Origin of the sequence: Halopseudomonas xiamenensis (genome assembly GCF_014219065.1) — a bacterium.
Lineage (GTDB): Bacteria > Pseudomonadota > Gammaproteobacteria > Pseudomonadales > Pseudomonadaceae > Halopseudomonas > Halopseudomonas xiamenensis.
On record NZ_JACLGO010000001.1, the window covers coordinates 228,192 to 252,242 of the forward strand.

The window sequence follows — 24,051 nt, forward strand, 5'->3', positions numbered from 1 at the left end:
CTTTTTGCGCTGGCCGCTCGGGCAAACTGCCCGGTTGGCATCCTGTTGAACGACTGGAAAACCCCATGACCTATCTACTGATCAAGACACTGCATCTGCTCGCTGCCATGGCCTTCGTCGGCACGTTGTTCTTCCAGGTGCTGATTCTGGCACCCGCCGGACGACGCCTGGATGCCTCGGTACGCGGTCCGGTCAGCCAGGCTCTCGGTCAGCAGGCGCGGCGGGTCATCCATGTGGTTGCCATCGTCCTCTATGGTGCCGGCCTGACCCTGGCCTGGCCGTACCGCAGCCTGCTGGCCAATCCGCTGTCCAGTCACTTCGCCACCCTGCTCAGCCTGAAGATCCTGCTGGCGCTGCTGATCATAGGTCATTACGCGGCGCTGATCTTCCTGCGTCGCAGCCAGCGCATCACCGAGCGTGGCATGCATCTGCTGAATGTCAGCCTGCTGGTGCATGCAGTGCTGCTGGTGATCTGCGCCAAGAGCATGTTCGTCCTATAGCAGCTCCCCGGCCGCCGGGCCAACGAACAGCACCTCGTTCTCCAGCTGGATGTGCCGGGTCAGGTCCCGGCAGAACTCGTCCAGCCCGCGATACAGCGTCTGCCAGGTATTGCAGGCATGCAAAGGCGCGGTTATCCGGTTGGTCAGCGCATACAGCTGGTCCAGCGCCTGGCCGTGCTGGTCGTGCTCGAAGCGCATCACGCTGATCGGCCCGCGTGACAGGTTGTGCTCGCCGCGCAGCAGCATCGGGAAAAGAATCTGCTCCTCCTTGGCCATATGGCTTTCCAGTGCCTGATGCATATCCGAGAGGTGATCGGCCAAGCCGTTCGGGCATTGCGGGTGGTCGCCATGCACCTGTTCGACGCGGCGGGCCAGGCGGATCAGCTCCGGCAACTGCTCGCGGTGGCGCTGGTGGTAGCACGTCAGGATATGCTGGATCAGCTCATCGGCCGGTGCATCCTGCCAGTCGTCTATCCGGGTATCGACCGCTGCTGGTACGGCGTTGGGCGGATGTGGCTGGAGGGTGGAATCGGAAAGGGGACGAGACATGTTGGTAGGCTCCAATGAATGGCTGGATACTGCCCTTGATCTAAAGCAACCTGTGTGCCATGCATAACTAATTGAAACTTAAAGAGAATAAATTTAATTGGTTGTTTGTACCCGATTGCGTTATGGTTCTCTCAACCACGCGAGGGTATATCCAACCATGATTGAAGACTTTCTCCTGCCGGACCTGGTGGCTGAACTGCCGGCAGCCATTCGTTTGCAGCGTCTGGTGCAGGTGCTGCGCGAGAGTTTTGGCTGTGGCGCCGTGGTGCTGCTGCAGCGTGAGGATGACTGCCTGCGCCCGGTAGCGGCGGTCGGACTGGTACAGGACGCGCTGGGGCGGCGCTTCGATATAGCTCGCCAACCACGTCTGGCGGCCCTGTTGTCGCGGCGCGAGATCACCTGGTTCGAATCCGACAGCCCTTTACCCGACCCCTACGACGGCCTGCTCGATGAAACCCCCGGCGAACCGCTGCCGGTGCATGATTGCATGGGTGTGAGCCTGTATGTGCAAGGCGACCTGTGGGGCGCCCTGACCCTGGATGCGTTGAATGCCGGCACCTTCGACGAGCGTGCCCGGCAGAAGCTGCAGCGCCTGTTGCCGCTGGTCGAGGCGCTGCTGCGGGTGACCCGGTTGGAGCAGGAGAACCGTGCCCTGCGCATGGTCCGTGCCGATGACCACCGCGCGCTGCCCGGTCTGCAGCAGCACGGCATCGTCGGCCACAGCCCGGCGGTGACGCGCCTGCTGGACGAGCTGGCGGTGGTGGCCGATTCGGACCTGACTGTGCTGATCACCGGCGAAACCGGGGTCGGCAAGGAGCTGTTCGCCCATTGGCTGCACCGGCACTCGCCGCGTGCCGACAAGCCGCTGGTGCAGGTCAACTGCGCGGCGCTGCCTGAATCGCTGGCCGAGAGCGAGCTGTTCGGACACGTCAAGGGCGCCTTCTCCGGGGCCAGCAGCGACCGGGCAGGGCGCTTCGACGCAGCCAATGGTGGCACGCTGTTTCTCGACGAAGTGGGTGAATTGCCGCTGCATGTGCAGGCCAAGCTGCTGCGCACCCTGCAAAATGGCGAAATCCAACGCCTGGGCGCCGACCAGCCGCTGCGGGTGGATGTGCGCATCATCGCCGCGACCAACCGCAACCTGGCCGACTCGGTAGCCAAGGGCGACTTCCGCGCCGACCTCTACCATCGCCTGTCGGTCTATCCGGTGCCGGTACCGCCGCTGCGCGAGCGCGGTAACGATGCGTTGCTGCTGGCCGGGCACTTCCTGGAACTCAATCGCGCCCGTCTCGGGGTGCGCAGCCTGCGGCTGTCGCCGGACGCCGAACAGGCCCTGCTCAACTATGACTGGCCAGGCAACGTGCGCGAGCTGGAACACGTCATCAGCCGCGCGGCGATCAAGGCCCTGGGACGCAATGGCTCGCGTCAGGCGATGCTGTCGCTGGACGCTTCGCTGCTGGACATCCCGATTGGTGGCACCAGCGCCCCGACCGGAATGGACACAGCGGCCGCACCCGATGCCGAGGATATCCAGCCACTGCGCCTGAGTGTCGAGGCCTGCCAGCGCGAGCAGATCCGCCAGGCGCTGGCTGCCGTCGATGACAACTGGAGCGCGGCCGCCCGGCTGCTGGAGCTGGATGCGAGCAACCTGCACAAGCTGGCGCGGCGGTTGGGGCTGAAATAACCGTTCTGGAAAGCCCATGCCGGTATGGCCTTCCGCCTCAGGCCACAGCGGCGCGGGCTGCCCTCCAAGCCCGCAATCCGAGGCCATTGCAAGCCTTGGGTCACCCATTTGGGTGGTGCCTTTGTAGGGTGATATCAGCGTAGTTTATGTGGCGGCAGATCATATGCCGTCTCGACTATGCTCATGAATGCGCTGGGCCGCTCGCGCCCAGGTAGCTATTACAAAAACAATGGAGGTTTACCTTGCGCATCACACCTTTCCCCCTGGCCGTGTTACCCCTTACCTTGAGTGCCTTGCTGATATCCGGTTGTCTCGGTGGTGGAGGCGGTGGAAGCAGTAGTAGCGGTGATCCTGATGAAACTGCTCCGCCCGAGATGACCCGTGAACATGACGAGCGCGTTTTCGCCCCGCGAGAGGCTCCGGTGGCTGCCCGCCCCGGTAGTAGTACTTATGTTGGCACATACCCGGGATTGCAGGGTGAGGCGGTCTATGTCGTCGAAGTCCCCGACGGTTGGGATGGCGATGGGTTGATCATGTACACTCATGGTTATCGCGGCACAGGTCCGGATCTTCCGCCATCGGTACCGGGGACCCCATGGCGCGATGCGGCACTGGCGGCAGGATACGCCTGGGCATCGTCTTCCTATTCGGCCAATTACTACGATGTACGAGCCGGTATCGAAGACACCAACAAGCTGGCGCTGAATTTCATCGACTATCTTGAGGCAGACCATAGTGTACGGCTTGCCGAGCCTGATCATTACCTGATCTCCGGTGAATCTCTGGGTGGTCATGTCGCCGCTGCGGCGGTGGACCGCGAGAACATGGAAAGGACCTTGAACAAGGTGCCCTATGCGGGCGCGATGCCGCTATGTCAGGCGGAGCAGAATCAGTTCCAGTGGCTGGGCGACTATCCGCGGGTGCTGATGGAACTGAGCGGTTATGGCGATGCGGACTACACGGACTTCCAGGATCTGCTACCGCAGATGCTCGGAGCCTTGTTCAATTTCAACGGTACCTCTCCGAACTGGAGCTCGCCACGCGGTGTGAACGGCGAGCGGCTGGTAGGTATCGCCCGCAATCTCACCGGTGGCGAGCGTCCGGTCTTCGACGAAGGCTTTGCGGTTGATGTATGGCAGGGTGCGGTGCTGAGTACCGGCGGCTCCGAAGGTAATATCACCGGCATTCTTGCCCGTAATGGCTATGGTAACGAGAATCAGGTTTACCGCTGGACCAGCGGCTCGGAGCCGACCGAGGACGAGCTGGCTTTCAATGAACAGATCGCGCGAGTCAGCGCTGATGAGGATGCCAATCTCCCGCGGGAAGATGGGGTGCGCTGGATTCCGCTGGTCGCGGGCGACTTCGGCGTGCCGGTGCTGACCTTGCATACTCTGGGTGACTTCTATGTGCCGTTCCGGCATCAGCAGCTGTATCGCGAAGGGGCCGAGGAGCATGGTAACGAGGAACTCTTGGTACAGCGCGCTATCCGGGCAACCGGTCACTGTGGATTCTCCGACGAGGAAATTACCCGGGCGATGAACGACTGGCTGGACTGGGTGAATGGCGGTAGCGCACCGGCCGGCGATGAGGTGCTTGATCCTGCCGTGGTGGCCGATGCGAATTACGGTTGTACCTTCACCACCCCTCAACGGGGGGACGTGCCTGCCTGCGGGGCAAACTGAGCTGAACCAGCCGTGGCGAGGGATCGCCACGGCTGGCCGCACATCACCTGATCGTGCAGCATTCTGCGGTAACAGCTACAATCTGCCGTTTTTCCACTCCGGCGGTCCTGTCCATGCCCCTACCCAAGCACCATCTCGAACTGCTCAGCCCGGCCCGGGATGTCACCATCGCCCGCGAGGCCATCCTGCATGGCGCCGATGCGGTGTATATCGGCGGCCCGAGTTTCGGTGCTCGGCACAATGCCGAAAACAGCGTTGCCGATATCGCCGAGCTGGTGCGTTTTGCCCGGCTGTTCCATGTGCGCATCTTCGTCACGCTCAATACCATCCTGCATGACGACGAGCTGGAGCCGGCACGCCAACTGATCCACCAGCTGTACGACGCCGGTGTGGATGCGCTGATCGTGCAGGACATGGGCATCATGGAGCTGGATATCCCGCCGATCGAGATCCATGCCAGCACTCAATGCGATATCCGCACGCTGGACAAGGCCGCCTTTCTCGACCGTGCCGGTTTCTCGCAGCTGGTGCTGGCCCGCGAGTTGAACCTGCAGCAGATCAGCGCCATCCACCAGCAGGTCGACTCAACCATCGAGTTCTTTATCCATGGCGCCCTGTGCGTGGCCTTTTCCGGGCAGTGCAATATCTCCCACGCGCAGACCGGACGCAGTGCCAACCGCGGCGACTGCTCCCAGGCCTGTCGCCTGCCCTATACGCTCAAGGATGAACATGGCGGCGTGGTCGCCTATGAAAAGCACCTGCTGTCGATGAAGGACAACAACCAGAGTGCCAACCTGCGCGCTCTGGTCGATGCCGGCGTGCGTTCGTTCAAGATCGAGGGGCGTTACAAGGATGTCGGCTATGTGAAGAACATCACCGCCTATTATCGCCAGCGCCTGGATGAGATTCTCGAGCAGCGCCCCGACCTGGCCCGCGCCTCCAGCGGCCGTACCGCGCATTTCTTCGTGCCCGACCCGGACAAGACCTTCCATCGCGGCAGCACCGATTATTTCGTCACCGACCGCAAGATTGATATTGGTGCCTTCGACTCGCCGACCTTCACCGGCTTGGTGGTCGGCGAGCTGCAGCAGGTGCGCAAGAATGACCTGCTGGCGGTGACCCATGAGCCTCTGTCCAACGGCGACGGGCTGAACGTGCTGGTCAAACGCGAGGTGGTGGGCTTCCGCGCCAACGTCGCGCAGCAACTGAGCCAGTTCGAGGAGGACGGCCAGCCGCGCTGGCAATACCGCATCGAGCCCAACGAGATGCCCGAGCAACTGCGCCGGGCGCGACTGCCGCAGACGCTGAGTCGCAACCTGGATCACAACTGGCAGCAAGCCTTGCAGAAAGTCTCGGCGGAGCGGCGCATCGGTTTGCGCTGGCAGGTCGAGCTGTCCGCCGACAGCCTCAAGTTGACTGCCTCCAGCGAAGAAGGGATTCGCGCCAGCAGTGAGCTGGCCGGGCCATTCGAGTCGGCCAAACAGCCGGAGAAGGCACTGGATCAGCTACGCGATCTGCTTGGTCAGCTGGGCACCACCAGCTATCACGCCGAACAGGCGGAGATCCTCGGCGACTTCGTGCCCTTCGTGCCCAACTCGCAGCTCAAGGCCCTGCGCCGTGACGTCATCGATCAGCTCAGCCAGGCACGTATCGCGGCTTTCCCGCATGGCCACCGCAAACCGGTCAGCGAGCCGCCGCCGGTGTACCCGCAGTCGCACCTGACCTTCCTGGCCAACGTCTACAATCACAAGGCGCGCGCCTTCTACCAGCGCTACGGAGTGGAGTTGATCGATGCGGCCTACGAGGCGCATGAGGAAACCGGGGAAGTGCCGGTGATGATCACCAAGCACTGCCTGCGTTTCTCCTTCAACCTGTGCCCGAAACAGGCCAAGGGAGTGACCGGTGTACGTACCAAGGTCGCGCCCATGCAACTGGTGCATGGCGATGAGGTGCTGACGCTGAAGTTCGACTGCAAACCCTGCGAGATGCATGTGATCGGCAAGATCAAGGGCAATATCCTCAACCTGCCGCAGCCGGGTAGTGGGCGCAATATCGTTGGCTCTATCACACCGGAAGATTTGCTCAAGACCATCCGCCGCGCACCGCACTGATTGATCTGGCGCCAGAGTGCCCCTGCGCTACGCCTGGCGGACTTCAGGGAAAACGCTGGCGTTGCTGGCAGTCCGCTGTCGTCGAGCGGGGGCTCGACAACCCGACACCCGCACGGTGTACCCCTGGGGGTGTAGCGCGCCTGCGCTACGCCTGGCGGACTTGCAGGGAAATGCTGGCGTTGCTGGCAATCCGCTGTCGCCGAGTCGATCGCGGCCCGAGGCGCTCGACAACCCGAGGTCTGTGCCCTGTGATGGGGTGTAGCGCCCCGGTCCGCGTTCGGGCGCTGCGCCTTGCGGACCAGACGGAATCACTGGCGTTTCTTAGCTTTTTTCCCGGAGCGCTTCTTCTTGTGGTTCGGCAATACCTTCGCCAGCTTGCGCAGCAGCGTTTCGGCTTCCGCCAGTTCCTGCTCTGCTGCCTCCTCCCATGCCGGCTCTAGCACCTGCAGATCGCTTTCCTGCTGGCTCCTGAGCAGCCACTGGTAATGGTCATGCCAGGCGCCCAGTGCGGCCTGGGCTTTTTTCAGTGATTTGGTGGCCTTGCTGGACAGTGGGGACAACGACGGGAAGGCATCGGTGAGATAGCGGGTGCGTTTGACCAGGATGCGCAGGCGGTGGCGGTCGAAGTCGGCATCATCCAGCGCTTTGTGCAGCTTGCCAACCTGCCTGTCGAGAGCCTTGCGGATGGTGCGCTTGAGCTTGCGCGAGTCCCCGCCCAGTCCGGATGCCTGGAAGGCCGCCGGCCATTGTTGCAGTTGGTTGAACAGCCGGGTCAGTTGCGGCGCCTCGACGATCTGCCGGTGCTGTACCTCCAGCTGGGGCAGGCGGGCCTGGGCCAGCGCATGTTCGCCGCGCTGGTGCAGTTCGGCGATCAGTACTTCCAGGTCCCGGGTCGGGGTGGTCAGCCGACCCACCTCGGTCGCCGCTTCGCGCAGGGCTTGGTTTTCCGGCAGTGAGCGGAGCGGGCGATCAGGCTGCGGATGCGCCTTACCGCAATGCGCAGGTCATGCAGTGCCTCATCGTCGGCTTCAACTGCCAGACGCTCGTGGGCTTTCAGCAATGCCGTTTCGAGGCTGCGAATCTCTGTTACGTAGCTGTCCAGGAACATGGCTCATCCAGCCCGGTTGTGAAATGAACCCGGTTGAGGCTAGCAGAGATTGAGCGAAGCGCGTCAGGACGCGCCCTCACTCCTGGCCTTGACCGCATCCTCATGCAGCGACTCGCTCAACTGGTCGACCACCAGCGCCCAAGTGGCATCGGCCTTGAGCTGTTCGCTCAGGAACTGGCGCTGGCCGTCGTTCCAGTAGGGTGCGTCGGTGAGAGCCATGTCGGCGGGCAGTTGGTGGGTCTTGATGAACTCGGCGATGGCCGGCTCGCTGGCGTCCAGGCCCAGTTGCAGGAACAGGTTGGTCATTCTCACTTCGGTATCGTTCATGTCTACTCCCCTTGATAGGTCTTGATATCTAACCTATCTCGTTGGCCGGGGAAAGCAAGTTGCCTGTTGCTTATCAGGCGCCGGATTGCCGGCAATGTCGGCGTTTTTCTTCAAGCCCGTCAAGCGTAGCGCCCGAACGCGGACCGGGGCGCTACACCCCCAGGGGTGCACCGTACGGGTGTCGGGTTGTCGAGCACCTCGGGCCGCGATTGGACCGGGTCACGTTGACCGGGCTGCGATCAGCTCGACGACAGCGGCCAGTATCTTCAGGGCCGCTCGGCAGACTCGGCAAGGCGTAGCGCAGGGGCGCTACACCCCCAGGGGGGCGTCGTGCGAGTGTCGGGTTGTCGAGCCCCTGCTCGACGACGGCCAGCATCTTCAGGGCTGCCCGGCAGGCTTGGCAAGGCGTAGCGCGGGGCACTACACCCCCAGAGGACTCCCGCCCGAGCACGCAGGCTCAGATACGGAAGCTGTCCACCAACTGCTTGAGCCGGGTGGTCTGGCGGTCGAGTTCGGAGCAGGCCTGCAGGGTCGATTGCAGGTTGTCCACGCCCTGTTGGTTCAGGGTGTTGATCTCGGTGATGTCGACATTCAGCGACTCGATGACGTTGGTCTGCTCCTCGGTGGCGGCGGCCACCGACTGGTTCATGGCATCGATCTCGCCGATTCGCCCGGTCACGCTGACCAGACGCTCGCCGGCCTGGTTGGCGATGCTCACGCTGTGTTCGCTTTCCTGCTGGCTCTCGGTCATGGCGTTGACCGAGTCACCGGCGTCGACCTGCAGCTCGGCGATCATCTGGTGGATTTCCTCGGCCGACACCTGGGTGCGGTGGGCCAGGTTGCGCACCTCGTCGGCCACCACGGCGAAGCCACGCCCGGCCTCACCGGCGCGGGCCGCTTCGATGGCGGCGTTCAGCGCCAGCAGGTTGGTCTGTTCGGAAATGCCGCGAATAACCTCGAGAATGTGGTTGATGTTGACGGTTTTCTGGCTCAGCGCCTCGATGCGTACGCAGGAATCGCTGATCTTTTCTGAAAGCTGCTGCATGGCGCGGATATTCTGCTCGACCACCTCGCGCCCGCCGTCTGCCTGTTGCCGCGCGTCGCTGGCCTGATGCGAGGCATGCGCGGCGTTGCTGGCGATTTCCTGGGCGGCGGCGCCCAGTTCGTTGATCGCTGCGGCGACGCTGTTGGTGCGCAGCGCCTGTTCATCGGAATTGGCCATGGACGAGTTCGAAGCGCTCAGTACCTGGGCGGCCACCGCATTGACCTGGGCCGTGGCCGAGGACACTTCGCTGATCGACGCATGGATACGCTCGACGAAGCGGTTGAAAGCACTGGCCAGCTCGCCGAACTCATCCCGGGAATCGACCGCCAGCCGGCGGGTCAGATCGCCTTCGCCCTCGGCTATGTTGGCCATGGCTTGGCCCATCGCGGTGAGCGGGCGCATCAGTACCCGGATCAGCAGGCCGAGCAGGAGGATGATGAACACCACCGACACCAGCACCGCCACCAAGGCGGAAGCGCGAAACTCCGACAGCGCCGAGTAGGCCTCGTTGCGGTCCACCAGGACGCCGATATGCCAATCGACCGACGGCAGACCGCGCACCGGTACGAAGGTCAGGATGCGCTCGACGCCGTCCAGCGTCACGTCCTGCAGGTCGCGCGAGATGCTCAGGTTGTCGTTGGGGTACAGCTCGGCGAGGGTTTTCATCACCACGCGCTGGTCGGGGTGAACCAGTATCTTGCCGTTGCCATTGACCAGGAAGGCATAGCCCATACCGTCGAAGTCCTGGGCGTTGATCATGTCCACCAGCGTCTGCAGGCTCAGGTCGCCGCCGGCCACGCCAATGGTCTGGCCGCTGCGCTGGACCGGCAGGGTAGCGGTGATCACCAGTTGGTTGGTGCCGGTATCCACATAGGGTTCGGTCAGGGTGGTGCCGTTGGCGGCAATCGCCGCCTGGTACCAGGGGCGCGGGCGTGGGTCGAAATCGTCCGGCAGCGGCTGCTCGGGGCGGACGATGAACTCACCGTCGCTACGACCGAAGAAGCTGTTGGTGAAGGTCGAGCGCAGCGCCGGTTGCGCCATCAGGGCGCCGATCGTGGGGGTGTCGTCCTGGCGGGCGACGGTCTGGGCGGTGTTTTCCAGCAGCAACAGGCGTCCGGCAATCCAGCTCTGGATATATTGACTGGTGGTGTCGCCGACATCGCCGAGGTAGTTGGTCAGGTTGGTGCGGATGAAGTTGCGCTGCAGGTAGTCGTTGTACAGCGTGAACATGGAGAAGGTCGCCACCACGACCAGCGAGGCGGCGAGCAGTATCTTGTGGCTGAACTTCAGATGATTGAGCATGGGCGATCCCGGGGCCGGTTCAACTGGCCTCTCTATGACTTTGCAAGGTTTACTCCATATCGGCAGGTAAGCGGCAGACTTGAGCGGTGGGGGCGCGGGCTGGGGGTGTAGCCCCGGGCCGCGCCTGGCGGAGTTGAGGGAAGCGCCGGCGTGGCTGGCAGTCCACTGTCGTCGAGCGGGGGCTCGACAACCCGACATCCGCACGGTGTGCCCCTGGGGGTGTAGCGCCCCTGCGCTACGCCTGGCGTAGTTGAGGGGAAACGCTGGTGTGGCGGCAGTTAGCTGTCGTCGAGCTGATCGCAGCCCGGCCCGATTGCGGCCTGAGGCGCTAGACAACTCGGGGTGGAGGCTTTAGCCGTGCAAACGCCCCTGCTGTATCACCACCGAACTCGCGCCCATCGCCAGCAGCCGCTGGCGCACCCACTGTGCATCGCTGTCATCCAGCCAGTCGGGGTGGGCGGTGATGCGGAACTGGTGGGGCACGCCGCTGGCCAGTACCAGTTCGGCGCTGTGCCAGGCGGCTTCGCCGCTGTCGCGGGTGCGGGTGATCAGATGGTAATCAGCTTGCCTGGCCTTCACGTCGAGGCCGATCCAGTCGATCAGTGGCAGCAGCCTTTCCAGCTTGCGCGGGTAGATGCCGGCGCTGTGCAGGCCGATCTTGAAGCCCATGTCCCGTACCTGTTCGATGGCCTGCGGCAACGCGGCCTGGAAGGTCGGCTCGCCGCCGGAAAACACCACCGCATCGAGCAGCCCGCGGCGGTTGTCGAGGAACTCGATTATCTGGCTCCAGGGTATCTCGCTGTCACCGCGTGCCGGCAGCAGATCGGGGTTGTGGCAGTACACACAGCGCCATGCGCAACCCTGGGTAAAGACCACCGCGGCGAGTTCGCCGGGGTAGTCGATGCTGGTGAGGGGCACCAGGCCCCCCACCCGGAGCGTATCAGCAGCCATTGCTGGCTGTGGCCTGCGGCTGGAAGAACTGCCGCTCTTGGTGCTCCGACTGCTTGCCGGGGTTCCAGGAGGACACTGGGCGGTGGTAGCCCATGACCCGGGTCCAGACCTCGCAACGTACGCGTTCATGGTCATGCAGAGTGGTGATGGCTTGCTTGTTCATGCTGTTTCTCCTTGGGTTTTGGCTTTTTGCTGCAGGATGTCCGCATCACACTTGGGGCAGAACTCGTGTTCGCCACTCAGATAACCGTGGTGCGGGCAGATGGAAAAGGTCGGGGTAATGGTCAGGTAGGGCAGCCGGTAGTTAGCCAGCGCCCGTTGTACCAGCCGTCGGCAGGCATCAGCACTGGCTAGCGGCTCGGCCATGTACAGGTGCAGCACGGTACCGCCGGTGTACTTCTGCTGCAACGGCTCCTGGCGCTGCAGTGCCTCGAACGGATCGCTGGTGAAACCGACCGGCAGTTGCGACGAGTTGGTGTAATAGGGCTTGTCCGCCGTGCCGGCCTGCAGGATGTCGGGGAAGCGCTTGCGATCCTCCTTGGCGAAGCGGTAGGTGGTGCCCTCGGCCGGTGTGGCTTCGAGGTTGTACATGTGCCCGGTCTGCTCCTGGAATTCGGTCATGCGCCCGCGCACATGGTCCAGCAGGCGGATGGCCATGGCATGACCCTCCGGATCGGTGATGTCCCGCGCGTTGTCGGTGAAGTTGCGGATCATCTCGTTGATGCCGTTGACGCCCAGGGTGGAGAAGTGGTTTCTCAGGGTGCCCAGGTAGCGCCTGGTATAGGGGAACAGCCCGGCATCCATATGCCGCTGGATCACCTCGCGCTTGAGTTCGAGGCTGTCACGGCCCAGTTCCAGCAACCGATCCAGCGCCTGCAGCAGGCCTACCTCATCACCCTTGTGCAGATAGCCCAGGCGCGCGCAGTTGACCGTCACCACGCCCAGCGATCCGGTCTGTTCCGCCGAGCCGAACAGCCCATTGCCGCGCTTGAGCAGCTCGCGCAGGTCCAGTTGCAGGCGGCAGCACATGGAGCGCACCATGTTCGGCTGCAGCTCCGAGTTGAGGAAGTTCTGAAAGTAGGGCAGGCCGTACTTCGCGGTCATGGCGAACAGTCGCTCGGCATTCTCGCTGTGCCAGGGGAAGTCGTGGGTGATGTTGTAGGTCGGGATCGGGAAGGTGAACACCCGCCCCTTGGCGTCGCCCTGGCTCATCACCTCGATATAGGCACGGTTGATCATGTCCATCTCCTCCTGCAGCTCGCCGTAGCAGAAGGGCATCTCCTCACCGCCGATCACCGGCACCTGCTCGCGCAGGTCCTCCGGGCAGACCCAGTCGAAGGTCAGGTTGGTGAAGGGCGTCTGGGTACCCCAGCGCGATGGGACGTTGAGGTTGTAGATCAGCTCCTGCATGTACTGGCGCACCTGCCGGTAGTCGAGCCGATCCTTGCGCACGAAGGGCGCCATGTAGGTATCGAAGGAGCTGAACGCCTGGGCGCCGGCCCATTCGTTCTGCAGGGTGCCGAGGAAGTTGACGATCTGCCCTACAGCGCTGGACATATGCCTGGGCGGCGCCGACTCGATCTGCCCGGGAATGCCATTGAGTCCCTCGTTGAGCAGCGTGCGCAGCGACCAGCCGGCGCAGTAGCCGCTGAGCATGTCCAGGTCGTGGATATGGATATCGCCGTCGCGGTGGGCCTGGCCGATCTCAATCGGGTACACATGGCTGAGCCAGTAGTTGGCGATGATCTTGCCGGCACTGTTGAGAATCAGCCCACCCAGGGAGTAGCCCTGGTTGGCATTGGCATTGACCCGCCAGTCCTGGCGGTTCAGGTATTCATCGATGGTGCTGGCGACGTCCAGGTAGGTGCGGCCGGCCATACCGAAGGAAGTGGAAGCTGACATGCATTGCCTCTGCGGGTTGGGTGTTTTTTGCTTGGTGACACAATATGTTGTATGTGTCGGTGTTGTGCGCACTATATGTGCCTGACCCTCGGTCATCTTTGACGAAGATCAAATCTGCTGATTTCTCCCGCGCCGACCGCTGACTTGATATTTGTCAAGTAATAATCATTCTCATAAGGCGCATACTTGCTCCCGTTCATATCGCCGGCTGTTCGCCGATAGTCTTCAGGGAGTCACCCATGCCTTTTCAACCCAAACTCCTGGCTCTGGCCTGCCTGGCCCTGGGCAGTTGTGCCGCCTGGGCCGAGCAGCTGGAGCTGCAACCCACCGTTGTTACCGCCAAGGGCTATGCAGCCGGTGCCCAGGACACGCCCCAGGCCATCGAGCTGTTGCAACCGCAGCCGGTCAGTGCCGAAGCCCTCGGCAGTCTGTTCCGTGGCGAGCCGGGGTTGGCGGTGCACAGCGATGGTGCCTGGGGGCAGAATCCAGTACTGCGTGGCCTGAAGAAGGAAAGCGTGGTGCTGATGGTCGATGGGGTGCGGGTCAACTCTGCGCAACCCCAGGGCGCGCTGGCCTCCTTCAGTGACCTGGGCCTGGTGGAGCGGGTAGAAGTGGTCAAGGGGCCGGGCTCGGTGCTGTACGGCAGCGGCGCCATGGGCGGGGTGGTCAACGTGCTGACACCTCAGGCGAAATTCACTGACCAGCGCCGGCAGGGCGGCCGCTTCGGCGTCAGTGCCGGCAGCGTCGACGATGCTCTCAGCGGCGCCCTGATACTGGAGGACTCCGGTCCGACCCATGGCCTGTTGGTCGGTGCTGCAGGCAGCAACGTGGATGATTACAAAAGTCCCGAGGGTACCGAGCAGGATACCGGTTACCGTTCCAACAGCCTGCTGCTCAAGTATAAGCAGAAGATCGCCGACGACTATGTGCTGCGCCTGAACCTGCAGCGCCATGATGACCGCGACGTCTGGTATCCCGGCTCGCGCAAGACCGCGCCGGCGGCCCAGGCTCACCTGGGCGAGATCACCATGCACTCGCCGAAGCAGACCCGCGAGCTGTACTCCCTGGGGCTGGATGCGCCCTTGGGCTCGGGCACGCTGATGACCGAGGTCTATCGTCAGGAGGTCTACCGCGAGATCCGTGCCTGGTCATCCAACCTGCGCCGCAACTATGTGGAGAACGACGTCGATTTCACCACCCACGGCCTGCGCAGCAGCTGGCTAGCGGCGATCGGTGACAACCACCAGTTGACCCTGGGGGCTGAAGGCTGGCGCATGACAGCTGATCCGGAGCGCTACATGTCGCCATCACCGACCGGCGTGCGTCAGCTGAACAACCCGTTCGAGAATGGCGAGATGACCTCACTCGGGGTCTTCGTGCAGGATGATTTCAGCATCGGCCAGACCCGCATCACCGCCGGGCTGCGTTATGACCGGGTCAGCGGCGATGCCAGCCAGAAGGGCACCGGCCCGGCCGCCCAGACCAGCGGCCTGGGCAGCAGCGACAACAACCTGTCCTGGTCGCTGGGGGTGGTGCAGCCATTGACCGACACGCTCAACGCCTACGCCAATATCGGCCAGGCCTACCGCTCGCCGGACATGCGCGAACGTTTCGAGGATGCCGCCCGCGGCGACGGCTACTATCACATCGGCAACCCGAAACTGGATCCGGAACGCTCCACCAGTCTGGAGATCGGTCTCAAGGGCCGGGACGGCGCGCTCGCCTATCAGTTGGCGGCGTTCCATACTCGTATCGATGACTATATCGCCGGTCGGGTGATCGATGGCCAGGTGCAGCAGGGGCTGCCGGTCAAGCGCACCGAGAATGTCGACGAGGTCGAGATCTACGGTGTGGAGGGCGACCTGGACCTGCCGGTGGGCGCCTTGCTGCTGGATACCGGCTTCACCTGGCTGCGCGGCGAGAACAAACAGTACGACGAACCCCTGTACCAGATGCCCGGCCACGAACTGCGCCTGGGCATCGGCCAGCCCGCCGAGCTGGGCCTGTCCTGGCGCCTGGGCGTGCGTGCTGTGGCCGAACAGGACCGCGTCGCCACCCGTTTCTCCGGCGGCAGCGAAGATGCCACCCCCGGCTACGCCGTAGTGGACGCGCGCCTGGGCTGGGGCTTCGGCGCCCTGGCCGGCCTGCAAACCGCCCGCGTGGATCTGCGCCTGAACAACCTGCTGGACAAGGACTACCATGAGCACCTGGCCGATGGTGTCAGCGGCTGGGAACTGTCTGCGCCGGGGCGGGGGGCGGTGTTGGCGGTGAGTGGGAGTTTCTGAGCCGGGGCGCGGCAACCCATTGTGAGAGGGTTAATGTGGCAGGTAGCCCGCTGTCGTCGAGCGGGCGCTCGACAACCCGACCCCCGCACTGTGCTCCTCCTGGGGGTGTAGCGCGCCTGCGCTACGCCTTGCGGTGCTGGCCGGAGATGTTGGTGTGGCAGGTAGCCCGCTGTCGTCGAGCGGGCGCTCGACAACCCGATACCCACACGGTGCACTCCCTGGGGGTGTAGCGCCCCCGCGCTACGCCTGCGGTGCTGGCCGGAGATGTCGGTGTTGCAGGTTGCTCGCTGTCGTCGCGCGGGGGCGCGATAACCCTGGGTCAAATCCCCAGCCGCTTCACCAGGCGGGAAAAGTTACCGCGGTCCACGCCCAGCTCCTGGGCGGCGCGGCTCTGGTTGTTGTCGTTGCGTTCCAGCGCCTGGCGGATCAGTTGTACCTGGAACCGCTCGGTGGCTTCGCGTAGCGTCTGGCCGATAGTTGGCTGGGGCAGGTCGAGGCTGCCTGACTCCACTACCGAGGCGGCAACATCCACCGGCGAGCCTCCCAGGTCCAGTAACTCCGCGGTCAGGGTCAGCAGGCGCCGGCCGCCATCCTGTCCTGCTTGAGCCTTGAGCACCGCTCGGCTGATCAGGTGTTCCAGTTCGCGCACATTGCCCGGCCAGGGGTAGGCCAGCAGCGCCTCGCGGGCGCTGGTATCCAGTCGCAGGCCGCGCAGGCCGATACGACGGCGGTTCTGTTCGAGAAAGTGCCCGGCCAGCAGCAACACATCCTTGTGCCGCTCGCGCAGACTGGGCACGGCAATCGGGTAGACACCCAGGCGATGATAGAGGTCGGCGCGGAAGCGCCCCTCGGCCACTTCACGGTGCAGATCCCGGTTGCTCGCGGCGATGATGCGCACATCCACCTGATGATGACTGTCACTGCCCAGGCGCTGCACCTCACCGCTCTGCAGCGCGCGCAGCAGCTTGGGTTGCACGGTCAGCGGCAGTTCGCCGACCTCATCGAGGAACAGCGTGCCGCCATGGGCCAGCTCGAACTTGCCGACACGGCTCTGCACCGCCCCGGAAAACGCCCCGCGGGTATGACCGAACAGCTCGCTCTCCACCAGGTTCTCCGGCAGCGCCGCGCAGTTCAGATAGATCAGCGGCGCACGGGCGCGGTTGGACAACGCATGCACGCGCCGCGCCACCAGCTCCTTGCCGACCCCGGTCTCGCCGGTGATCAGTACCGCCAGGTCGGAGCGGGCGACCATGTCGATTTCCTGCTGTAATCGCGCCATGGCCCGGCTGCGGCCGATCAGTTCCTGCTGCCCGTCGGCCACCAGTGCCTGGGTCATCGCCTGGTGATGTTCGGTGCGGCTCTGCAACTGGTTGGTCAGCTCGGTAATGCGGATCACCGCCTCGCTCAGCCGAGCCAGATAGCGCAACTGGCCGGGGTCGATCCGGTCGAAGGCGTTGGCGTTGAGCGCGTCCAGGGTCAGCACGCCCCAGGGCATGCCCTGCAGATACAGGGCGATGCCGAGACAGTCATGCACATGCAGGTCGCCCTCGACCGCATGCAACAGGCCGTCGTAGGGATCGGGCAGCGGTGAGTCGGCGGCAAAGCGCACCGGTTCGTGACTGAGCAGGATCTTCGCCAGGCGCGGGTGGTCATCCACCACGAAATGCCGGCCCAGGGTATCGGTACTCAGGCCATCCACCGCCAGCGGGATCAGCTCGGTGCCGCGCAACTGCAGCAGCGCCGTGGCATCGCAGGGCAGCATCTGGCGTACGGTGGCCAGCAACTGGGCGAAGCGTTCGGCAGGTGCCATGTCGCGGGCCAGGTCGGTGATCACGGCCAGCAGCGGGTAGGCGTCGTTTGCTGTCATATATACAACTTGATTGTTGTTTCTACATCGAAGGTGATGTTGTTATTTATACACAAGCAGCGCTGAAGTCCAGTAAAGGCGCGATTTTTTGTCTCTGGCACGATACATGCTCTGGACTCCCGCTTGATCCGAAGCAATGTCCAACAAGAGAGAGTCCATGCTATCCCAACAGAGTAAAGACATCATCGCCGCCACCCTGCCGGTGGTTCGCGAGCACGCCGCCACCATCACCGAAGTCTTCTACCCGCTGATGTTCGAGCGTTACCCGGCGGTCAAGGCGTACTTCAACGAAGCGCACCAGCGCCAGGGCACCCAGCCCCAGGCCCTGGCCAATGCCGTGGTCGCCTATGCGGCGAACCTGGAGCGCCTGGAGGTGCTGGGTGATGCGGTATCGCTGATCGTGCAGAAGCACGTGTCACTGAATATTCAGCCGGAACACTACCCGATTGTCGGCGAGTGCCTGCTGGCCGCGATCCGCGAAGTGCTCGGCGCCGCCAGCGATGAGGTGCTGGCCGCCTGGGGCGAGGCCTATGGTCAACTGGCGGATATCCTGATTGCCGCCGAGGAACAGCGCTACCAGCAGAACGAGCAGAAGACCGGCGGCTGGCGCGGCGAGCGCAGCTTCACCGTGCAGCGCAAGGAGCAGGAAAGCGAGGTGATCACCTCCTTCTACCTGGTGCCCAGCGATGGCGGCGCGCTGGCGGAGTTCATGCCCGGCCAGTTCACCTGCGTCGTGGTGGATATCGACGGGCGTAGCCTGCGTCGCAACTATTCGCTGTCTGACCGTCCGGGTCAGGGGCACTACCGCATCAGCGTCAAACGTGAGGCAGAAGGGGAGGTGTCCAACTTCCTGCACGACCGGGTCCAGGTCGGCGATGAGCTGCGCCTGACCGCGCCCAGCGGTAACTTCGTGCTGAACCAGCAACAACGGCCGCTGGTGCTGCTCACCGGTGGCGTCGGCATCACACCGGCCATCAGCATGCTGCAGCCGGCGCTGGAGAGCGGCCGGCAGGTGCACTTCCTGCACGGCGCGTTGAACAGCCGCACCCACGCCTTCCGCGAGCATGTCGATGCCCTGGCGCAGCAGCATGACAACCTCAAGGTGGGCTATGTCTACAGCGATCCGCTGGAAGGCGACCAGGCCCATGACACCGGCTTCTTCGACCAGCAGAAGCTCAGCGCCATGCTGCCCGACAGCCAGGATGTGGATGTCTACTTCCTCGGACCCAAGCCCTTCATGCAGAGCTGCCAGAAGCTGCTGAACGAGCTGGGTATCCCGGCGGAGAACCAGCGCTATGAGTTCTTCGGGCCGTTGGAGGAGTTGTCGGCCTGAATGCTGTTTAGAACTTCATGCCCGGCAGGTTCAGTGAGGCGGTGTTGCCGCCATCCACGGCCAGTGCCTGACCGGTGACGTAGCTGGCGTCGTCACTGGCGAGGAAGGCGATGGCGCCGGCGATTTCTTCGGGGCGGCCATAGCGGCGCAGTTCGCAGCGTGAACCCAGCTTGCCTTCCTTGTCGTTGGCCCGGGCATAGTCGAATACCCGCTGGGTCATGCCGGTCTCGATCAGGCCGGGGCACACGGCGTTGACGCGGATGTTCCACTGGCCAAGATCGCAGGCTGCGGTCATGGTGAAGTTGATTACCCCGGCCTTGGAAGCGCTGTAGGCGTTGCCCCCGGCACCGGAACGGATACCGGCGACCGAGGCGGTGTTGATTATCGCACCGCCGTTCTGTTCGCGCATCTGACGGGAGGCATACTTGGTGAACAGCATCACGCCGAACAGGTTGACCTGGATGATCTGCTGCCAGGTTTCCAGACTCTGGTCAGTGGCGATGCTGTAATCGCCACCGGCGATGCCGGCGTTGTTACACAGCACGTCCAGTCGGCCGAAGTGGCCTACGGTATCCGCCACGCATTGCTCGACGGCGGCTTCATCGCTCACATCCAGCTCCCGGTGCAGTACCTCGGTGCCGGCCGGCAGCTCGGCGAGCGTCTGGGACAGCCCCTCCGCATTGCGATCCACCAGCATCAGCCGGGCACCTTCGCTGGCCAGGCGTTTGGCGGTGGCACGACCAATACCGCTGCCGGCACCGGTGATCAGAACAATCCTGTTATCGAAGCGTTGCATTGCAATCTCCTGTGGTGGCTGCGACCGGCTCGGCAGCGCAGCTGTTCTCGGTAAAAGACAGGTTCAGTGGCTGATGCTGGGGTCGTCGAATGAGGAGTCATCCCCGCTGGCAGTATCAATACCCAGTTGGTCGGCCAACTGTTCGGTATCTATCTGCCAGCTGTCGGCTATGCCGCGCTCGAAGCGTACCGGTGACAGGGCGATGAAACCGTCACGCAGGGCGCCCACGTCGGTCTCGCGACCGATGATGCGCTCGGTCTGGCGCTGGAAACCGAGCCAGTAATAGGGCACGTTGCGGGTATCCTCCCGGCGCTCGATCTTGACCCCGCCGATGCTGCCCCGTTGCGGCCGGCAGATGGCTATCCCGCGAACCTGTTCCGGCGTGCGGGCCGGGAAGTTGATGTTCATGGCGCAGTCCTCCGGCCAGCCGGTAGCCAGCAGTTGGCGTATCAGTGGTGCGCCATACTGCCGGGCGGTTTCCCAGTGTACGGGACTGCTTGAATGGAAGGCCTGGCTCAGGGCAATCGAGGGCACGCCTAACAGGGTACCGGTCAGCGCGCCGCCGATAGTGCCGGAGTAGGCGACCGAGTCGCTGATATTGGCACCCCGGTTGACGCCGGACAGGATCAGGTCCGGTTTGAACTGCAGCAGTTCGGCTACGCCGAGCAGCACGCAGTCGCTGGGTGTGCCGCTGACGCTGAAGCGCCGCTCCTCGAACTGGTGAACCCGCAGCGGGTGGTGGATCGAGATGGACATGGACACGCCACTCTGGTCCAGATCAGGCGAGACGATCCACACTTCCTCGGCGATCTGTGCGGCAATTTCCTCCATGACCTCGAGACCGGGCCCGCGCCAGCCGTCATCGTTGGTGAGCAGAACGCGTTTTATGGGTTTGGACATGAAGATACCTTTTGATTTTATTGGGGGTGAGATGGTGCCCCCTCTCCCCCGGCCCCCGCTCCGCGCCCCGGCCCTTCGCAGAGCTCAGGGCGCTCAAGCGGGCGAAGCAGTGCTTCGCTTTTCCCGCTTTCGCCCCGCGAGGGGAGAGGGGTGACTCGCGCTTGAGGCTTTGTGTTGTCCTGGGGCGCTGTACAAGGGGTGGTTTAGTGGGCCGTCGATGCTGCCGGCTGGCTTAGGTATGAGCTGCTGCTCGAATCTCCCCGCAAGACTCACTTACCCTGCGCAATCTCCCACCCGGTATCGGCCAGCAAGCTGGCACGTTTGCCGACTTCCAGCGCATCGGCGTTGCTGGCGTTGCCCTGCAGTGCGCGGTGGTACACGCCCTGGACGATCGCGGCCAGGCGGAACAGGGAGAAGGCGAGGAAGAAGTTCCAGTTGGGGATTTCCGTGCGGCCGGTGTACTCGCAGTACCAGTCCAGCACCTGCTGTTCTTCCGGCACGTTGTAGTCCTTGAGGTTCAGGCCCTTGAGGCCGCGCATCCCTTCAAAACCGGTGTCCTGATGATAGGGCAGGCAGCAGTAGGCCAGGTCCGACAGCGGGTGGCCCAGGGTGGCCAGTTCCCAGTCGAGGATGGCAACCACTTCCGGGCGTTCGGGGTGCAGGATCAGGTTGCCGATACGGAAGTCACCGTGGGCGATGGTGGTGAAGTCGTCCTGCGGCGCGTTTTCCGGCAGCCAGGCCATCAGCGCATCCATGGACGGCATGTCACCGGTGCGGCTGGCCTCGAACTGGCCGCTCCAGCGCTTGATCTGGCGCTGAACGTAGCCTTCGTGCTTGCCGTAGTTCTCCAGCCCGACCGCCTTCCAGTCGACATTGTGCAGCTTGGCCATGGTCTCGATCATCGAGCGATGGATCGGCATGCGCTGTTCGATGTCGACCTTCTCCAGCAACGGATGGGAATGCACCCGGCCTTCAACGTGATCCATGATGTAGAACGGCGTACCGATCACCTCGGGGTCTTCGCACAGCAGGCGGGCGGTGGGCACCGGCACGTTGGTATCACCCAGCGCACTGATCACCTGGTACTCGCGCTCGACCATGTGCGCCGACGGCAGCAGCTTGCCCGGCGGCTTCTTGCGCAGTACATAGCGTTTTTCGCCAATGGTCAGCAGGAAGGTCGGGTTGGACTGCCCACCCTGGAACTGTTGAATGTTCATGCCGTGCTCAACGCCCGGAATGCGTCCTTTCAGGTAGGCGGCCAGTTTCGCTTCATCAAAACGGTGGGCCGACAGCACATCGATCAGGGTGGCTTCGCTCATGTAGAAGATCCCGTGGTATCTGGTTTCATGGTTGTTGTTGGACTGTCAAAGCCTGCCACCGTGGCGGTAAATATGCCAGCGGCGCAGGCCTTTCACCGAAAACGACTCAGGTAATGGTATCGCCACCGTCGGCGACAATGGTCTGGCCGGTGACATAGGCGCCGGCCGAGGAGGCCAGGAACAGCGCCACGCCAGCGATATCCACCGGCTCGCCAACCCGGCGCAGCGGCAGGGACTGCTCGACGCGGGTCAGGCGGTCCGGGTCGTCCAGCAGCGCCTGGGCGAAATCGGTGCGGATCAGGCCCGGGGCAATGGCGTTGACGCGGATGTTCTGCGGGCCATATTCCAGTGCCAGGTTGCGTGCCAGCCCGGCCTCGGCGGCCTTGGACATGCCGTATACGCCGATGTTGGCGCTGGCGCGGATACCGGCGATGCTCGACAGCAGCACGATGGAACCACCACCCAGACGGGTCATCTGCGGGATCACCATGTTGCACAGCCAGAAGGTGCCCTTGACGTTGGTCGCCATGATCTTGTCGAAGGCCTCGTCGCTGACCTCGGCGGTCGGACCGTAGACCGGGTTGGTGGCCGCGTTGCACACCAGGATATCGATCTTGCCCCAGGTGTTGATGGTGGTATCGACCAGGTTCTGCAGCTGTGCCTTGTCGCCCACGTGGCAGGGAATCGGCAGCGCCTCCAAGCCCTGGGCCTGCAGCTCGCCGGCGACCTTTTCACAGGCATCGGCCTTGCGGCTGGAAATGACCACACGGGCGCCGGCCTTGGCGAATTCTTCAGCGATGGAACGACCGATACCCTTGGTCGATCCAGTAATGACGGCGACCTTGCCGGTCAGATCAAAAAGCGTGCTCATGGGCAGCTCCTGTCAATAAAAAGTTGAATCCACTTGCTCGAGACTTCCCCGTAATCCTCAGCACAGGGAGCCCGCCATCCTTCGTCTCTTCCCCCGTCATCCTTCGCGAAGGCGAAGGATCCACCGGCCACTCCGAGTCAACCGGCACCCTGGATCCTCGGCCTTCGCCGAGGATGACGAGCGTAGAAAGCCGAGAATGACGGTAGGGAAAGGCGCCAATACACTATCAGTGGGAGCGGCGCCTCGCCGCGATGGCGCCCAGAGGGCGCCAGGGTTCCCGTCAGCAATTACAGATACTGCCCCATCTCCAGCTTGGCAATGGCATTCAGGTGCACTTCATCCGGACCATCGGCCAGGCGCAGGGTGCGGGCCTTGGCGTAGGAGGAGGCGAGGAAGCTGTCCTGGCACACGCCCTTGGCACCATGGATCTGGATGGCACGGTCGATCACGTTGCACAGCATGGTCGGCGCCACAGCCTTGATCATGGCGATCTGCTGGCGGGCGACCTTGTTGCCGTACTTGTCCATGCTGCGGGCAGCATGCAGGGTCAGCAGGCGAGCCTGGTCGATCTCGCAACGCGAACGGGCGATCATTTCCGGCACGCTGCCCAGCTTGTACATCGGCTTGCCGAAGGCAACACGCTCGGCGGCGCGGCGGCACATGGCTTCCAGCGCACGCTCGGCCTGACCGATGGCGCGCATGCAGTGGTGGATACGGCCTGGCCCGAGGCGGCCCTGGGCGATCTCGAAGCCGCGGCCCTCACCCAGCAGGATGTTGGAAACCGGCACCCGCACGTTCTCATAGCGGATCTCGGCATGGCCATGCGGCGCGTGGTCGTAGCCGAATACGTGCAGGTCACGCACCACGGTCACGCCGGGGGCGTCCAGCGGCACCAGGATCATGCTCTGCTGCAGGTGCTTGGGTGCATTCGGGTCGGTCTTGCCCATGACGATAGCGATCTTGCAATGCTCGTTCATGGCTCCGGAGGACCACCACTTGGTGCCATTGATCACGTACTCGTCGCCTTCGCGACGGATTTCACACTCGATGTTGGTGGCGTCGGAAGAGGCCACATCCGGCTCGGTCATGGAGAAGCAGGAGCGGATCTCGCCAGCCAGCAGCGGCTTGAGCCACTTCTCCTTGTGCTCCTCGCTACCGTAGCGCTCGATGGTTTCCATGTTGCCGGTATCCGGCGCGTTGCAGTTGAACACCTCGCCAGCGAAGGAAACGCGGCCCATGATCTCGCACAGGTGGGCGTACTCCTCGTTGGTCAGGCCAGCGCCGCGCTCCGACTCGGGCAGGAACAGATTCCACAGGCCCTGGCTGCGCGCCTTCTGCTTCAGCTCCTCGAGAATGGCCGGGTGGCCCCACTTGTTCTGCTGCACCTGCTCGTAGAACAGAGCCTCGTTGGGGTAGATGTGCTCGTCCATGAAGGTTTCGAGCTGTTGCTTCAGTTCCTGAATGCGCGGGCTGAGATCGAACATAATGGGTCCTTGCAGAGTCGGAGTAAATTGAACCA

Annotated in this window: 17 protein-coding genes and 2 pseudogenes; 6 read left to right on the forward strand and 13 right to left on the reverse strand. The window is 63.5% G+C overall.

The window, feature by feature from the left end; translation table 11 throughout:
• Positions 1–65: 65 nt before the first annotated feature.
• Positions 66–500 (forward strand): hypothetical protein, encoded by a 435-nt coding sequence (locus tag H6X51_RS01125; RefSeq protein WP_185265671.1) that lies wholly within the window; start codon positions 66–68, stop codon positions 498–500.
• Here the strand turns inward: H6X51_RS01125 and H6X51_RS01130 are convergent.
• Positions 495–1,049 carry a hemerythrin domain-containing protein gene (locus H6X51_RS01130; RefSeq protein WP_185265672.1) on the reverse strand — a complete coding sequence of 185 codons (555 nt, stop codon included), beginning with the start codon at positions 1,047–1,049 and terminating at the stop codon, positions 495–497. The genes H6X51_RS01125 and H6X51_RS01130 overlap by 6 nt on opposite strands.
• A 157-nt stretch (positions 1,050–1,206) precedes the next feature.
• Here H6X51_RS01130 and norR (H6X51_RS01135) point away from each other — a divergent pair, with 157 nt between their 5' ends.
• The 3 genes from norR (H6X51_RS01135) (at position 1,207) to H6X51_RS01145 (ending at position 6,526) form a co-directional block, all read left to right on the forward strand.
• Positions 1,207–2,733: a nitric oxide reductase transcriptional regulator NorR gene (norR, locus tag H6X51_RS01135; RefSeq protein ID WP_185265673.1), complete on the forward strand. Its 1,527-nt coding sequence runs from the start codon at positions 1,207–1,209 to the stop codon at positions 2,731–2,733.
• A 422-nt stretch (positions 2,734–3,155) separates the two neighbouring features.
• A complete protein-coding gene (locus tag H6X51_RS01140) occupies positions 3,156–4,415 on the forward strand; it encodes an alpha/beta hydrolase (protein WP_221627147.1) in 1,260 nt (419 codons plus the stop codon).
• A gap of 113 nt (positions 4,416–4,528) precedes the next feature.
• Complete coding sequence (locus tag H6X51_RS01145) at positions 4,529–6,526, forward strand: peptidase U32 family protein (RefSeq protein ID WP_185265675.1); 1,998 nt, start codon at positions 4,529–4,531, stop codon at positions 6,524–6,526.
• Between the two features lie 308 nt (positions 6,527–6,834).
• Here the strand turns inward: H6X51_RS01145 and H6X51_RS01150 are convergent.
• The 6 genes and pseudogenes from H6X51_RS01150 to H6X51_RS01175 form a co-directional block, all read right to left on the reverse strand.
• Positions 6,835–7,634 (reverse strand): annotated as a pseudogene (locus H6X51_RS01150) (CHAD domain-containing protein).
• 63 nt (positions 7,635–7,697) lie between these two features.
• On the reverse strand, positions 7,698–7,961 hold the full coding sequence (locus H6X51_RS01155; protein WP_185265676.1) for a DUF2789 domain-containing protein: 264 nt from the start codon (positions 7,959–7,961) through the stop codon (positions 7,698–7,700).
• Between the two features lie 457 nt (positions 7,962–8,418).
• Positions 8,419–10,308: a methyl-accepting chemotaxis protein gene (locus H6X51_RS01160; RefSeq protein WP_185265677.1), complete on the reverse strand. Its 1,890-nt coding sequence runs from the start codon at positions 10,306–10,308 to the stop codon at positions 8,419–8,421.
• 351 nt (positions 10,309–10,659) lie between these two features.
• The gene (locus H6X51_RS01165) at positions 10,660–11,226 is read right to left on the reverse strand and encodes an anaerobic ribonucleoside-triphosphate reductase activating protein (RefSeq protein ID WP_328795599.1); all 567 of its coding nucleotides are present in this window, start codon (positions 11,224–11,226) and stop codon (positions 10,660–10,662) included.
• Positions 11,227–11,248: 22 nt separating this feature from the next.
• Positions 11,249–11,422: an anaerobic ribonucleoside-triphosphate reductase gene (nrdD, locus tag H6X51_RS20205; RefSeq protein ID WP_185265679.1), complete on the reverse strand. Its 174-nt coding sequence runs from the start codon at positions 11,420–11,422 to the stop codon at positions 11,249–11,251.
• Positions 11,419–13,128, reverse strand: a pseudogene (locus H6X51_RS01175) (ribonucleoside triphosphate reductase); the annotation flags it as partial. The pseudogene H6X51_RS01175 and the gene nrdD, both read right to left, overlap by 4 nt.
• Before the next feature lie 272 nt (positions 13,129–13,400).
• Between H6X51_RS01175 and H6X51_RS01180 the strand changes: the two are divergent.
• Entirely contained in the window at positions 13,401–15,446 is a 2,046-nt protein-coding gene (locus tag H6X51_RS01180) for a TonB-dependent receptor (protein WP_185265680.1), read from the forward strand.
• 319 nt (positions 15,447–15,765) lie between these two features.
• Here H6X51_RS01180 and norR (H6X51_RS01185) read toward each other — a convergent pair whose 3' ends face one another.
• Positions 15,766–17,313: a nitric oxide reductase transcriptional regulator NorR gene (norR, locus tag H6X51_RS01185; RefSeq protein ID WP_185265681.1), complete on the reverse strand. Its 1,548-nt coding sequence runs from the start codon at positions 17,311–17,313 to the stop codon at positions 15,766–15,768.
• Between the two features lie 157 nt (positions 17,314–17,470).
• Here norR (H6X51_RS01185) and hmpA point away from each other — a divergent pair, with 157 nt between their 5' ends.
• Positions 17,471–18,646, forward strand: a complete 1,176-nt coding sequence (hmpA, locus tag H6X51_RS01190; RefSeq protein ID WP_185265682.1) for an NO-inducible flavohemoprotein — start codon at positions 17,471–17,473, stop codon at positions 18,644–18,646.
• 7 nt (positions 18,647–18,653) lie between these two features.
• Here the strand turns inward: hmpA and H6X51_RS01195 are convergent, their stop codons facing one another.
• The 5 genes from H6X51_RS01195 to H6X51_RS01215 all read right to left on the reverse strand — a co-directional run bounded on the left by H6X51_RS01195 (position 18,654) and on the right by H6X51_RS01215 (position 24,016).
• On the reverse strand, positions 18,654–19,442 hold the full coding sequence (locus tag H6X51_RS01195) for an SDR family NAD(P)-dependent oxidoreductase (RefSeq protein ID WP_185265683.1): 789 nt from the start codon (positions 19,440–19,442) through the stop codon (positions 18,654–18,656).
• Positions 19,443–19,505: 63 nt separating this feature from the next.
• Positions 19,506–20,342: a 5'/3'-nucleotidase SurE gene (gene surE, locus H6X51_RS01200; RefSeq protein WP_185265684.1), complete on the reverse strand. Its 837-nt coding sequence runs from the start codon at positions 20,340–20,342 to the stop codon at positions 19,506–19,508.
• Positions 20,343–20,611: 269 nt separating this feature from the next.
• Positions 20,612–21,661 carry a phosphotransferase gene (locus H6X51_RS01205; protein ID WP_185265685.1) on the reverse strand — a complete coding sequence of 350 codons (1,050 nt, stop codon included), beginning with the start codon at positions 21,659–21,661 and terminating at the stop codon, positions 20,612–20,614.
• A 106-nt stretch (positions 21,662–21,767) separates the two neighbouring features.
• Positions 21,768–22,532: an SDR family NAD(P)-dependent oxidoreductase gene (locus tag H6X51_RS01210; RefSeq protein WP_185265686.1), complete on the reverse strand. Its 765-nt coding sequence runs from the start codon at positions 22,530–22,532 to the stop codon at positions 21,768–21,770.
• Positions 22,533–22,819: 287 nt separating this feature from the next.
• On the reverse strand, positions 22,820–24,016 hold the full coding sequence (locus H6X51_RS01215; RefSeq protein ID WP_221627149.1) for an acyl-CoA dehydrogenase family protein: 1,197 nt from the start codon (positions 24,014–24,016) through the stop codon (positions 22,820–22,822).
• Positions 24,017–24,051 lie beyond the last annotated feature (35 nt).